9 protein-coding genes are annotated in these 13,841 nt (G+C 66.5%); 1 reads left to right on the forward strand and 8 read right to left on the reverse strand.

Features of this window, described 5'->3' with window-relative positions:
- The 8 genes from addA to sphantq_RS17945 all read right to left on the reverse strand — a co-directional run bounded on the left by addA (position 1) and on the right by sphantq_RS17945 (position 13,187).
- Positions 1 to 3,474 carry a double-strand break repair helicase AddA gene (gene addA, locus sphantq_RS17910; protein WP_272799161.1) on the reverse strand — a complete coding sequence of 1,158 codons (3,474 nt, stop codon included), beginning with the start codon at positions 3,472 to 3,474 and terminating at the stop codon, positions 1 to 3.
- A complete protein-coding gene (gene addB, locus sphantq_RS17915) occupies positions 3,455 to 6,424 on the reverse strand; it encodes a double-strand break repair protein AddB (protein ID WP_272799162.1) in 2,970 nt (989 codons plus the stop codon). Before addB ends, addA begins: the two co-directional genes overlap by 20 nt.
- Complete coding sequence (locus sphantq_RS17920; protein WP_272799163.1) at positions 6,417 to 7,127, reverse strand: nucleotidyltransferase family protein; 711 nt, start codon at positions 7,125 to 7,127, stop codon at positions 6,417 to 6,419. The genes addB and sphantq_RS17920 overlap by 8 nt, the downstream gene beginning before the upstream one ends.
- The gene (locus sphantq_RS17925; RefSeq protein ID WP_066602027.1) at positions 7,124 to 8,110 is read right to left on the reverse strand and encodes an aminoglycoside phosphotransferase family protein; all 987 of its coding nucleotides are present in this window, start codon (positions 8,108 to 8,110) and stop codon (positions 7,124 to 7,126) included. The genes sphantq_RS17920 and sphantq_RS17925 overlap by 4 nt, the downstream gene beginning before the upstream one ends.
- A complete protein-coding gene (gene tsaE / locus sphantq_RS17930) occupies positions 8,107 to 8,565 on the reverse strand; it encodes a tRNA (adenosine(37)-N6)-threonylcarbamoyltransferase complex ATPase subunit type 1 TsaE (RefSeq protein ID WP_129926954.1) in 459 nt (152 codons plus the stop codon). The genes sphantq_RS17925 and tsaE overlap by 4 nt, the downstream gene beginning before the upstream one ends.
- Positions 8,558 to 10,906 carry a sensor histidine kinase gene (locus sphantq_RS17935; protein WP_272799164.1) on the reverse strand — a complete coding sequence of 783 codons (2,349 nt, stop codon included), beginning with the start codon at positions 10,904 to 10,906 and terminating at the stop codon, positions 8,558 to 8,560. Before sphantq_RS17935 ends, tsaE begins: the two co-directional genes overlap by 8 nt.
- Positions 10,907 to 11,080: 174 nt before the next feature.
- Complete coding sequence (gene ahcY, locus sphantq_RS17940) at positions 11,081 to 12,499, reverse strand: adenosylhomocysteinase (protein ID WP_066602017.1); 1,419 nt, start codon at positions 12,497 to 12,499, stop codon at positions 11,081 to 11,083.
- Positions 12,500 to 12,626: 127 nt separating this feature from the next.
- The gene (locus tag sphantq_RS17945; protein ID WP_066602015.1) at positions 12,627 to 13,187 is read right to left on the reverse strand and encodes a YqgE/AlgH family protein; all 561 of its coding nucleotides are present in this window, start codon (positions 13,185 to 13,187) and stop codon (positions 12,627 to 12,629) included.
- Between the two features lie 144 nt (positions 13,188 to 13,331).
- On the opposite strand from sphantq_RS17945, the gene sphantq_RS17950 reads away from it, so the two are divergent.
- Positions 13,332 to 13,814, forward strand: coding sequence for a peroxiredoxin (locus tag sphantq_RS17950; protein WP_066602012.1), 483 nt, complete (start codon positions 13,332 to 13,334; stop codon positions 13,812 to 13,814).
- The last annotated feature ends 27 nt before the right edge of the window (positions 13,815 to 13,841 follow it).

Here is a 13,841-nt window from a genome sequence, read left to right on the forward strand (position 1 = left end):
CTAGGACGGGTGCGCATCCCGCTCAACGGGTGAGAGCGGCAAATTCTCCTGCGCGGGCAGATAGTCGGGCTTCTGCGCCGCAAACGGCGCGAGGCCCGGCTGGTGCGCCGCCAGCACCGCGGGCGGCAGGATGATCAGTCGCGGCGCGCTGGTGTAGAGCAGCCCCGCCTCGATCGTCCGGTCGGGGAAGATCACGCCCAGCGCCGCGACATAGGCGGCCATCTGCCGGATATGGGCGGTTGGCACTTCTGCCAGGGTCAGCGGCGCGATCCGCCCGGTCTTGAAATCGACCAACTGGATGCGATCCGCGCCGATAGACAGCCGGTCGACGGTGCCGGCGATCACCGCCTCGCCCACCACGGCCGCGATCGGCGCTTCGGCCAGCGCATCGGGGCCGAACAGGGCCGCGAAATCCGGCGCTTCGATCACCCTGATCGCCTGGTCGATGAGGTCATGGCGCTGCGCCGCATCGCCCACGCCCTGCTGGACCAGCCAGCGATCCGCCGCATCGCGTCGCCGCTCGGCGGACAGGTCGGGCAGCCGTTCAAACAGCGCGTGGAGCCAGCGCCCGCGTTCGGCCGCGGCCCGCATCGCCTGCGTCGGTGGCGGATAGGGCATGTCATCCTCTACCGGGGCGGACGGCGCGAGCGGCCGGGGCGGGCGTGATTCGGCGGGGGCCGGTTCGCGCAGCCATGCGGGCTGGACGACCGGCATCGACGCGCGCGCCTCTTCCCCCTCCGCCTTGCGCGGCTCCAGTTGCTCCGTCCCGCGCCAGCGGCGCACCCCGCCCCATAGCGGATCGGCCTCCCAGTCTGTATCCAGCGATATCATCGCCCCTTCGACCGCCGCATACCAGCTTTCCGGCTTCACCTCCCCCTTGGCGCGGGGGCCGAGCGACCCGGCGACGATCAGCTTCTCTTCTGCACGAGTCAGCGCGACATAGAGCAGCCGCCAATGCTCCTCCCGCTCCACCTGTGCGGCCGCTTCGGCGACGTCGCCGATCGGCCCCTGCCGTTCGGGCTTGCGCGGGGCCAGGATCGGCAGGCCGTTCCACAGCAGCGAGTCCGACCGGTTGCCCGCATCGGGGTCGAGGCAGGCGTCGGCCAGGATGACGATCGGCGCCTGCAAACCCTTGGCGCCATGCACGGTCAGCAGCCGGAGCATGTCGCCCTGCGCCGCGGCATCGCGGACGATCTCCACCTCGCCCCGGTCGAACCAGTCGATGAAGCGCTGGAGCGAGGGATGATCGTCGCTTTCGAACGCAAGCGCGGCGTTCAGCAATTCCTCGATCGGATCGGCGGCCTCGGTCCCCAGCCGCTCGACCAGCCGCCGCCGCCCGTCCATATGCCCCGACAATATCGCCTCCAGATAGCGATAGGGCGTGGTGAAATCCGCCACCGCCAGCAGATCGCGCAGCGGTTTTAGCGTAGCATCGTCCATCGTCTGCTGGAGATGTCGCCACAGACCCGCACCGATCTTGCGGCCGATCAGCCGCACCATCAGTTCGTCCTGCGTCCAGCCGATCAACGGTGATACCAGCAGGGACGCCAGGTTCAGCTCATCTTCCGGCTGCACCGCAAAGCGCAATGCGGCGAGCAGGTCGCGCACGGCCAGCGGCGCGTTGAGCCGCAACCGGTCGATCCCGGCCACCGCCACCTTCTCCTCATAAAGCCGCGCGACGATAAGCCGCGCCAGTTCGCTGCGGCGGCGCACCAGGATCATGATGTCGCCCGCGCGCACCGGCCGCCCCCGGCTTTCGAGCATCAGCCCATCGTCGATCCACTGCTTGATCTGCCGCGCGATCTTGCCGGCCAGCACCCGCTCCTGATCGGCCGCCCAATCCTCCTCGCCTTCCGCATCTTCCGACAGACCCGCGACGACGGGCTTCCACAATTGCACTTCACCCGGATGCCGATTGGCGCTGACATGGCGCACCTCACCCGCGTCCATACCCAGCCGTTCGGCGCGCAGCGTGGCGATGGTGCGGTCCACCACCTCCAGCACGGCGGGCGTCGAGCGAAAACTCTGGTCGAGCGACAGGTTGAAGAAATCATGCCCAGCTTCATCTGCATATCGCGAAAAAGCTATGCGGGCCGCGCGAAACTCGGCGGGACTAGTCCCCTGAAAGCCGAAAATGGCTTGCTTGAAGTCGCCGACGGCGAAAACAGTTCTGACTTTGTCGCCCTTTGCGCCTTCGCCAGCGAAGAATTCAGACGTTAAAGCGGCTACAATCTGCCACTGTCGGATATTGGTGTCCTGCGCCTCATCCACCAATATATGGTCGATCCGCTGGTCCAGCTTGTAACGAATCCATTCGGCGATGCCGGGCTGTTCCAGCAAGGCGGCGGTGCGCGCGATCAGATCGTCGAAATCGACCGCGCCGGCCAGCCGCTTGGCCTTGGCATAATCACGCGCATAGGCCCGCCCGGCATGGAGCGCCTGACCCAGCAGCGCGGCGTAGTCGGCGCGCAACTTCATCGCGATCAGCGCGCCGCACCTGTCGTACAGCCGCGCCGCCATCTCGATGTAACCGTCGATCGGCGGCACCCAGCCCTTGGCGTCGATCAGGTCTCCGTCCGCCTTGCTCCAGGCACGATGGAGATCGCCCAGCGTCGCCGCCCGCCCGGCCGGATCGAGCGCGCGCCACGCAGCGATGCGATCGCACCGCTCCAGCCCCCGGCCCTTGCCCCATTCCACATTGGCGCGCACGATCCCGTCCAGCGTGCGCATGTCGAACATCGTGTCAGAACATTGGTCGGCAAGCCATTGATCGATATCGCCTTCGGGCAGCTCCAGTTCCTGCGCCAGCCAAGGCCCGATCGCCTCCGGTAGCGCATCGAGCGCGTCGCCCGTCGCCGCGCAGCGCAACAGAAACTGTTCGGCCCCGCCCTCGCCCAAGCGCAGGCTGATCGCCTGCAATGCGCCGATCAGCGCTGCGTCGTCCCCGTCATGCGCACGCACCGCCATGTCGGCCAGCGTCTGGCGCGCCAGGCTCGATTGTTCGCGCTGGTCGAGCGGGCGGAAGCCCGGCGTCAATTCGGCCTCCAGCGGAAAAGCGGTCAGCAATTGCTGGCAAAAACCATGGATGGTCTGGATGCGCAGCCCGCCGCCGGTCGATTCCAGCACTTCGGCGAACAGACGCCGGGCATAGTCGCGCGCCTCCGGCCCGGACTCTTCGCCCAGCGCCTCCAGGTCGTTGAACAGGTCGACCTCTTCCATCTGCACCCAGGCGGCCAGGCGATCATGGATGCGGTCGGCCATTTCCGCCGCGCCCGCCTTGGTGAAGGTGAGGCAGAGGATATTTTCCGGCCGCACCCCTTGCAGCAGCAGGCGAAACACGCGCGCGGTCAGCACATGGGTCTTGCCGGTCCCGGCCGACGCCGACAGCCAGACATGGGCGTCGGGCGCGGCGGCGCGCGCCTGATCGCCCAGCAATTTCTGAAGCGCGCGGGTCTTAGCCATCGTCGCGGCCATACCATTCCTCCAGCCGCATCAGCTGGTCATAATCGCCATAATTGGCGACTTCGGGGTTGATCTCCGCGCGGAAAGGGGTCGTGCCAAGCAGGAAAGCATCGGCCATCGCTTCGAAATGTTCATGGGCGTGGGCGGTGAACTGGTCGGTGACGATCTTGTCGCGCTTGCCCAGCGCATCGACCGGCCGTTCGCGATAGCCGAACTGATCGCCCTTCTTGGCGAGCGACCAATATTCGAAATCGCCCGCTTGCGGCCCTGGTCCCAGCCCCTCGAACCCGCCCAGCTCCGCGATGATGCCGAGCAGCCCCAGTTGCAGCGAAAAGCCCGCCTTGACCTGCCGCGCGCTGGGCGGCTTGCCGGTCTTGTAATCGATGATGCCGATACGCCCGTCGGCCAGCCGGTCGATCCGGTCGGCCTTGCCCATCAGCGTGACCCCGGCGATGTCGGCCCGCCCTTCCTTCTCCACCGCCAATATGGCGCGCCCCTCCGCCTTGTCGCTGGCGACCTGCGCCGCGATCCAGCGGATCGCCTCGATCAGGCGGGGTTGCCACAGCGCTTTGAGCAAGGGATGAACTTCGGGCTGGTCGAACATGGCGCGGGCGCGCGCTTCCAGATCGGCGGGGTCGAACGTCCCCGCCTCCGCCCAGCGCTGAAGAATGTCGTGGACCGCCGTGCCGCGCCACGCCGGTCCGGCATCGGCATCCACCGGATCGAGCCGATTGAGGCGCAAAACCCGCTTGGCGTAGAAGGCATAGGGGTCGGCCTTCAGCCGATCGACATCGGTGACCGGGATAACATTCGGCCGGACGGAAGCGGGCGGCGCGGGCGCGGGACGGTCGGCGGGACTATGCCGGCCCGGCGCGTCGATCGCCTGCGCCAGCGCCGCATAGCGGTCCGCCGTCTTCCATTGCGGCCCAGCCATCGCCTTCAGCCGCAGCCAGAAACGCGACGCCACCGCCGGCCCACCGCTGCCCCGCCGCGCGCGGGTGATGAGGACATGCGGCGCGCCCAGCGCCCCTGCGAAATCATGCGCGGCCAGGCCGATGCGCGTCTCCAGCCCAGGCAGCCCCAGTTCGCGCCGGATGCGCGGGGCGAGCCAGGGATCAGGCGAGGGCAGGCCCGGCCATGTGCCTTCGTTGAGGCCGCCCAAGATCATGAGGTCCGCCTGCATCAGCCGCGCCTCGATCAGCCCCAATATGCTGATGCGCGGATGACCGCCCTGGGGAGGGCGCACCGATACGCCGCCCAGCATATGGTCGAGCAGCACCGGCAGCGCGCGCGGATCGGCCTGCCGCGGGCCTTCGGGCGCGGCGGCTTCCATCTCGGCGAACAGGTCGGCGGCGGCATGGCCCTGATGACCGGCCCAGACGGCATCGTTGGTCAGGGCGCCGGCCTGTTCGCGCAGCGCCGCCAATTGTCCGCTCAGGTCGGCAGCAGCGGCAAAGGCGCTTTCCAGCGGCTCCAGCAGCGCACGCGCCGTCGGCCACCAGTCGCGCACCTGCTCGCGCAACACTCGCTGCCGGTCGTCCGCGCGCGGATGCAGCAGCAGGTCGATGCCGACCAACCCCGCCTGCGGCCGCGGCCCGCGCAACAGCAGGTCGAGCGCGCGCACCCCCTCCAGCCAGGCCAGCCGGTCCTCGCCCCGCATCACCAGCGGATGTTTGAGCAGGGTCAGCAAAGCCACCGGCGCGAACCGCTCCGCCACTGCCTGCGCCATCGCGATTAATAAGGTGCCGGATGGCAGGCGCGACAGCGGCAAGCCCGCCGAATCGTCCGCTTCGATGCCCCAGCGCCGCAGATGCGCCGACACCCGCGTCGCCAGTTGCCGGTCGGGCGTGACCAAAGCGGCGGTGCGTTCCGGCGTCTCCAGCGCCTCGCGCAGCGCGATCGCGATGGCCTGCGCTTCCTCGCCCGGCGTCGCCACTTCCAGCGCCTCTACCCCCGCTAGCGATCGGTCAGCGGTCTTCAGGTCGCGCCAGCGACTCGTCAGCCTGGGCGGCAACATGGCGTTGGAGATATTGCGCCCACGCACCGCCCGCGCATCATGCTCGCTGCCCCAGCGCCATGACGCGACATCGTCCCGCGTTGCGCTCATGCGGTCGAGCAGGCGCTTGAGCGCATATTGGGGATGGCTTTCATGGCCCTGAGGCGCGCGGCCCGTGATCGGATCGGGATCGAACGGCCCGATCGCCTGCCACGCATCATCGTCCATATGCTGGTCGAGGCCGGCGAACACCACCATGCCCTTGGGCATCGTGCCGATCCGCCGCAGCAGGTTGGCGACGGCGGGCGCGGTGGTCGACAGGCCCGCCGCGACGACGAAGCCTGACGGCGGATGGTCGTTCCAACGCGCCGCCAGCCGGTCGAACAGCCGGTTGCGCCGGTCCGCCAGGTCGATGCATCCGGTCCGCGCCAGTTCGCCGGGCCAGCGGGCGATCAAAATCTCGAACATCGTCAGCGACGTCTGCCAATGCTTTGACAACTCGTCCGACAGCGCCAGCGTGCGCAACGCCGTCATCGGCACGCGCTCCACCCGCATCTGGTCCAGCACCGCGCCCAGCGCCTGTCCCAGCAGCAGCGCCTGTCCGGCATCGATACCCGGCTGCGTATCCTGCACCATGCGGGCCAGGATCATCTGGCGGCGCATTGGCGCGATCGCCGGCGGAACGGGGTCGGCCTCCCCCAACGGATCGAGCACGCCGCCCACCTGCTCGCCCAGATCCGGGTCGCCGATCGCGACAAGCCGGGGCAGCAGCAGCCCGCCACCCGATTGGCGCACAAAGGCGTCGCTCACCGCCCGGATCGCGCGGTTGTTGGGCAGCAGGACCATGGCCTGCGCCAGCGCCATGGGATCGCCACGGTGCTGCGCCAGCAACCCCGCCGTCAGCGCATCGGCGAAGGCGCGATGCGCGGGGATCGTGAAGAGCGCGGGGCGCGTCTTCTCACCCATGAGCGAGCATCGACTCCACCACCGGAATGGCCTGGGGCGTCCCGACGTCGAACCACAGGCCCTGATGCGACACGCCATAAAGCCGCCCCGCTTCGATCGCGCGATTCCAGAAGATATTGGTGGAAAACACATCGCCCGGCGGATCGACCAGCAGCGACGGCGACAATATCTGAACCCCGGTAAAGACAAAGGGCGCGACATAGGCGGTCTTGCGCCGGCTCAACCGGCCGTTCGCATCCATATGGAAATCGCCCGGCCCTCTATGGCAGGTCGCGCGCGCCAGCGGCACCAGCAGCAGCAGCGCGTCCATCCGTTCCGGGTTCCAGATCCGCTGCATCATGCCCAGCGTCTCCTGCGCACCGTCGATCCACAAATTGTCGCTATTGGCGCAGATGAAAGGCTTGTCGCCCAGCAGCGGCTTCGCCCGGATCAGGCCGCCGCCGGTTTCCAGCAGCTTGGCCCGCTCGTCCGATATGGCGAAATCCAGCCCGCATTTCCGCGCTTTCAGATGCGCTTCGACCGTGTCGGCCAGATAATGGACGTTGACCACAACCTTCTTGATACCGCCCGCTTCCAGCCGGTCGAGCGCATGGTCCATCAACGGCTTGCCAGCCACCTTCACCAGCGGCTTGGGCCGGGTCGCGGTGAGCGGACGCATCCGCTTGCCCAGCCCGGCGGCCATCAGCATGGCGGTGTCGATCATGCGGGCGCGAACTCTTGCAGCGCGTCATGGCGCTGGTCGGCAGGGATGTTGGCGGCAAACCATGCGGCGACGGGCGCCAGCGCCGGATGGGTCAGGTCACGCTCCAGCAATCCCCACATGCGCGGCAGGAAAGAGAGGTAGCGCGGCTTGCCATCGCGCTTCCACAGCCGGGTGAAGATGCCGATGATCTTGGCATTGCGCTGCGCACCCAGCACCGCATATGCGGCGTCAAAATCGGCGGGCGGGTTGGCGATCGCCTTATAATGGGCCAGCATCGCCGCCTCGACCTCGATCGGCACATCGCGCCGGGCGTCCTGCAACAATGATACCAGATCATAGGCCGGGTGGCCCGCCAGCGCATCCTGAAAATCGAGCAGGCCCAGGCCATGCGAAGAGTCGCGATCGATCAGCATGATATTTTCGGCATGATAATCGCGCAGCACCGTCACCGTCGGGCTGATCGACTGCTCCACGAGCGGCAGCACCGCGTCCCAGGCGCTGACATAGCCATCGGCATCGACATCCAGCCCGATCGCCGGGCAATACCATTCCGTCAGCAACCCGACCTCGCGCTGATAGACGGCCCGGTCATAGGGCGGCACTTGCGCAGCGGGCAGGCGATGCAGGTCGGCGAGCAGGTCGATCGCACGGGCGTAGGTCGCCCGTTCCTCGGCCGGATCGGCGTCCAGATGTTCCTTGACCCGCAGGTCGCCGAAATCCTCGATCAGAACGAGGCCCTGCTCCAGATCGCGCGCCAATATCCGCGGTGCGGCGAAACCATCGGCCAGTAGATGTTCGGCGATGGCGATGAACGGGCGCGGGTCTTCATGCGGTGGCGGCGCATCCATCAGCACGGCGCGACGGCCGCCGTCCAGCACGCGAAAATAGCGGCGGAATGACGCATCGCCGGCGAGCGGTACGATGGCGGCGTCACTCCATCCCGCGTCGGCGAGGAAGGCGGGCGCGGCGGCGGGTGGGATCATATCTGTGACCATCGCTCCGTCCAAGCGTCCGGCACGTCCGCTGTCAAGCGCCGCGCGTCATCGCCTGCAAAGTCGATGCTCAACCGCAGGGCGTGGGGCCACAGGGCATCGCCCAGCCGGTCGGGCCATTCGATGATGAGGAGACTGTCCATCAGATAGTCGCCCAGCGCCAGTTCCTCGGCTTCGGCCGCATCGTCCAGCCGGTAGAGATCGACATGGGCAACCGGCAGGCGCACCTCCGGCACGTCATAGGGCTGGACGATGGCGAAGCTGGGACTAGGCGCTTCGCCCTCCAGCCCCAATGCTTCGAGGATACCCCGCGCCAGCGTCGTCTTGCCTGCACCCAGCCCTCCTTGCAGCGCGATCACATCGCCGATCCGGGCATGGACGGCGATCCGCCGGCCCAGGTCCAGCATCGCCGATTCACCGTCAAGGTCCACGACCGACTCAGCCACGCGGCAGTTCGATCACGGCCATGGTCCCCTGCCCGGCTTCCGACACCAGTTGCAACGTGCCGCCATGCGCTTCCGCCAATTGCCGCGCCAGCGGCAGGCCGATCCCCGCCCGGCCGCCGTTGCGCGCCTGTCCCGCGCGCGCCGCCGGATCGAAGATCGCCGCCTGCTGCCCGGCCGCAATGCCAGGGCCATTGTCCGACACGACGATCCGCGCCTTGTCAACTACGCCGTCTCCATGAAGGAGGATGCGGGCGCCCTTGCCGCAATAGCGGATCGCATTTTCCAGCAGATGATCGATCGCTTGGCCGATCCGCCGGGCGTCGCCCTGAACCGCGCCCAGACTGTCCTGCAACGTCATGTCGATGTCCATGCCCTTGGCGGTTGCATCCATCATCATCCGGCTGGCGCTGGCCCGCACCACGGTGGTCAGGTCGACGCGGACATGATCGATCGGCAGCGTACCGACTTCGCCCTGGGTCAGGTCCAGCACATTGTCGATCAGCATCGACAGGCGGGCCGTACTTTTGAGGATGCCATCGACATATTCGGCGGCCGACGGGCTAAGTTTCCCCGCATAACCTGCGCTCATCATCTCGGCGAACCCGGAAATGGTCGTCAGCGGGGTGCGCAGTTCATAGCTCATATTGGTGACGAAGGCGGTCTTGACCTTGTCCGCCTGCTCCAGCGCCTCGTTGCGGTCGCGCAGCACCTGCTCGACCCGGCGGCTGTCGGTGACGTCCAGCATGGTGAACAGCGCATTGCCATCGGGTAGAGGAATTGCAGCGAACTCGAAGATGCGCCCGTCTGCAAAGCCGACATGGCCCATGCGCTGCTTGCGCTCGACCGTCGCCGCCCGCACCAGTTCGCGCACCAGATTGGCCTGTTCCGGCTTCGCCAGCTTCGCCTGTACCGCACGCATCAGATCGTCGATGCGTGGGTGGCCGGCCAGCAACTCCTCATTCGCGCCCCATATGGTGCGGAAGCGGCTGTTCCACATCTGCAACCGCCCGTCGGACGAGAAGACGCCGATCGATTCGAACAAATTGTCGAAGGTCGCGGTGCGGACCCGCAACAGCGTGTCGCGGGCGCTCGACAGATTGACCTGCTCCGTGCGGTCCTCGAAGATCAGCAGCAGGCCACCATCGGGAAGCGGCTGGGCGTAGACGCGCAAATGGGTGCCGTCCTGCAGCAGCCAGTTTTCCTCCAGCGGCGCAGGCGACAGGAACCACTGCCGCCGTTCCGCGCGCCAGGCGGGGAAGTCGCGATGTTCAGGCAATCGCCGCGCGTCGCGCATCTGGTCCAGCACCCGCTCGAAGGGCGGCGCGTCGGCCAACGCATCCTGATGCAGGCCGAACAGGCTGATGAAGGGCTGGTTCCAAAAGCGTAGAGCGCGGTCGGGACCGAACCGGGCGACGCCGGCAGACAGACGGTCGAGCAGGTCGCGCTGCGCTGCTTCCAGACGGCGATGTTCGACCCGCGCCTGTTCCAGTTCATGCTGATCCACCGCATAGCCCGCCACGCCCGCGGCCCCCAGCGGCACATCGACCACGCGCATCGTCCGCCGTTCGCCATCGATCGTGGCGGGCACCATTCGTTCGACCGGCTCATCGCGGGCGATCGCATCGGCCGCGGCCGCTTCCGGCGTCAGGCCCGCGACGGTTTCGACCAGTTCGGTGCCATGCGCGATGACGTCCCCCGCCCCCTGCCCATCAACCGCACGGACATAGGCGCTGTTGACCAGGCTCAGGCGCAGGTCGGAGGTGCGGTGCCACATCGGAAACGGCGCAGCCTCGACCAGCCCCGCCAGCGCCTCCAGCGCGTCGCGCAATTGCTCGACATGGCCACGCAACGACTGGATTTCCGCCTGGCTGTCGGTCGCGTCGAAAATCCACAGGATGACGCCGCCGCTCTCCGCGATGCCCGGTCCCGCTGGCGCGCCGCGCACCAGCAGCAGGCGCGACGATCCAAGGCCCCGCACCGGCAGGGCGAAACTCTTGCCCGCGCGCTGGGCCGAAGCGATCTCCTGCGCCAGCGCCGTCGCGTCTTCCGGCTCCAGCCCGCCATCGGGCGCGGTCAATTCGGACGCGAAAGTCGGGACACGCGGCTTACCCAGCCATTTGGCCAGGCGATCAGCCGCTTCCAGCCGCCCGTCGGGGTGGATGATGATCGGCGCGGCGGGCGCGGACGCCAGCAACATGGTCAGCCGGTCGAGCTTACCCTGGGCATGGGTGCCCTCGCGCCGCATCCTCTGGCCGCTGACGAGCGCCCATACGGCCGCGCCCAGCCACCCGGCCAGCACCCCGCCGAAAATGATCGCGGCATAGGGGGACAATGTCGTCATGACATAACCCCTCCGGCCCGTCGCACCTGCATGTCCCTGTCCATAAGTCGATCCCGACTATCCCAAGTCGGCGGCAGCGGGAAGCGCGCGATGCAAAGATTTCGGTTGGACGGAATGAAAAAGGGGGAGGCGTCTTCGCCTGCCCCTTTCGATGTCGCTTGCGGGCCTCTCGGCTCAGTAGCGGTAGTGATCGGGCTTGAACGGCCCTTCCACCGGCACGCCGATATAATCGGCCTGGCGCTGGCTCAGCTTTGTCAGCTTCACACCCAGCTTTTCCAGATGCAGTTCGGCGACCTTCTCGTCCAGATGCTTGGGCAGGACATAGACGTCGTTGCCATACTGCTCGCTCTTGGTCCACAATTCGATCTGCGCCAGCGTCTGATTGGTGAAGCTGGCCGACATCACGAAGCTAGGGTGGCCCGTGGCGTTGCCCAGGTTGACCAGGCGGCCCTTCGACAGAACGATGATCTTCTTGCCGTCGGGAAATTCGACTTCGTCGACCTGTGGCTTGATCTCGGTCCATTTCATGTTGGCCAGGCCGGCAATCTCGATCTCGCTGTCGAAATGGCCGATGTTCGACACGATCGCCATATTCTTCATCGCGCGCATATGATCGACGGTCAGCACGCCTTCATTGCCGGTCGCGGTGACGAAGATGTCGGCGCGCGGCGCGGCCTCTTCCATCGTCACGACTTCATAGCCTTCCATCGCCGCCTGCAACGCGCAGATCGGATCGACTTCTGTCACCAGGACGCGCGCGCCGCCGTTGCGGAGCGAGGCCGCCGACCCCTTGCCGACATCGCCGAAGCCCGCGACGCAGGCAATCTTGCCCGCCAGCATGACGTCGGTCCCGCGGCGGATCGCGTCGACCAGCGATTCCTTGCAGCCATAGAGGTTGTCGAACTTCGACTTGGTGACGCTGTCGTTCACGTTGATCGCCGGGAAGGGCAGCTTGCCCTTCTTGGCCAGTTCATACAGGCGATGGACGCCGGTGGTGGTCTCTTCCGACACGCCCTTGATGGCGGCGACCGTCTTGGTCAGGAAACCGGGACGTTCGGCCAGCACCCGCTTGAGCACCGAGCAGAAGATTTCCTCTTCTTCGTTCGTCGGCGTGAACAGCTCTTCACCGGCCTCGACCCGCGCGCCCCACAGCGCGAACATGGTGGCGTCGCCGCCATCATCCAGGATCATGTTGCAGACGCCGGATTCATCGCTGTGCCAATCGAAGATGCGCTCGACATAGTCCCAATATTCCTGGAGCGTCTCGCCCTTGATCGCGAAGACCGGTACGCCCGAAGCGGCGATCGCGGCGGCGGCATGGTCCTGCGTCGAATAGATGTTGCAGGTCGCCCAGCGTACCTGCGCGCCCAGCGCCGTCAGCGTCTCGATCAACACGGCGGTCTGGATCGTCATGTGCAGCGACCCGGTGATGCGCGCGCCTTTAAGCGGCTGCGACGGACCAAATTCCGCGCGCAACGCCATCAAACCGGGCATTTCGGTTTCGGCGATGTCCATTTCCTTGCGGCCAAAGCCGGCAAGGCCGATGTCGGCAATCACATAATCCTGCGCCTGAGTGGCGGGTGCGGTGGCCACGAGCGTATCTCCGTCAGCTTAGAATGGAACCCCGCCAGCGACATGCCGAGCGGCGGCGATGCGATGCGCTTTACCAATGGGCGATGCGCATGGCAACTTATATAAAGATTTCTTTATGTGCCCTGACTCAGGCAGATCCCGCGCCGGAGACGAGGTGCGACGCATCCACGCCCGCCGCGGCATAGGCCGCCGCCCATTTGCGCCGGGTCGGCACATCGAACAGCAGGTCGGCATCGCCATCGGCCAGGAACCAGCTTTCGCCGTGCATTTCCTGCTCCAATTGTCCCGCGCCCCAACCGGCATAGCCCAGCGCGACGAGGTAACGGCTTGGTCCACGGCCCTCCGCGATCGCCTTCAATATATCCAGCGATCCCGACAATCCCCATCGGCCGCCGACATGCACCATGTCCTGCCCGCCCCAGTCGAGCGAATGGAGCACGAAGCCGCGCCGCGGTTCGACCGGGCCGCCGCGCAGTACCGGCATGTCGGACACCTGGCTGCCGTCGATATCGAAACTTTCGAGCAGTTCGCGCAGGGTGATGCCCTCCATCTCCTCGCCCACCGCAATGCCCAATGCGCCTTCTTCGTCATGGACGCACAGCGCCACCACCGAATGATCGAACCGCATGTCCGCCATGCCGGGAAGGGCGAGCAGAAAATGCCCGCCATAAAAGCGCGTCTGGGTCATGATACTGAATATAGCCCGCCGCCGCGTCTTGCCAAGGACACATGGTCGCACCGACGGGGCGTCGTGACATATAAGTGGGTCCGCGTCTTGACAGCGGCCCTAGCAGCGCCGACCTCCCGCCCGTCATTAGGCCAGGAGACAGACATGACCATTTCCAAGGGCGATCGCCTTCCCAGCACCACCTTCACCCAGATGACGGAGAACGGCCCCGAAGCAGTGCTGTCAGACGAGTATTTCGCCGGCAAGACCGTCGCTATCTTCTCGGTACCAGGCGCCTTCACGCCGACCTGCTCGGCCAAGCATCTGCCCGGTTTCATTGACAAGAGCGAAGCGCTGCAGGCCAAGGGCGTGGACGAAATCGCCTGCACCGCGGTCAACGACGCCTTCGTAATGGGCGCCTGGGGCAAATCGGCTGGCGCGGAGGGCAAGGTCACGATGCTCGCCGACGGCAATGGCGATTTCGCGCAGGCGGTAGGCCTGATCATGGACGGAAGTAAATTTGGCCTCGGCCAGCGCGGCCAGCGCTTCTCGATGATCGTCAAGGATGGCGTCGTCGCGGAACTCAATGTGGAGGCACCCGGCGACTTCAAGGTTTCGTCTGCGGAACATATGCTCGAACAGCTCTGATTTTTCAGCGAGATGCGCAGCGGATTT

Origin of the sequence: Sphingobium sp. AntQ-1, from assembly GCF_028538045.1 — a bacterium.
GTDB lineage: Bacteria > Pseudomonadota > Alphaproteobacteria > Sphingomonadales > Sphingomonadaceae > Sphingobium > Sphingobium cupriresistens.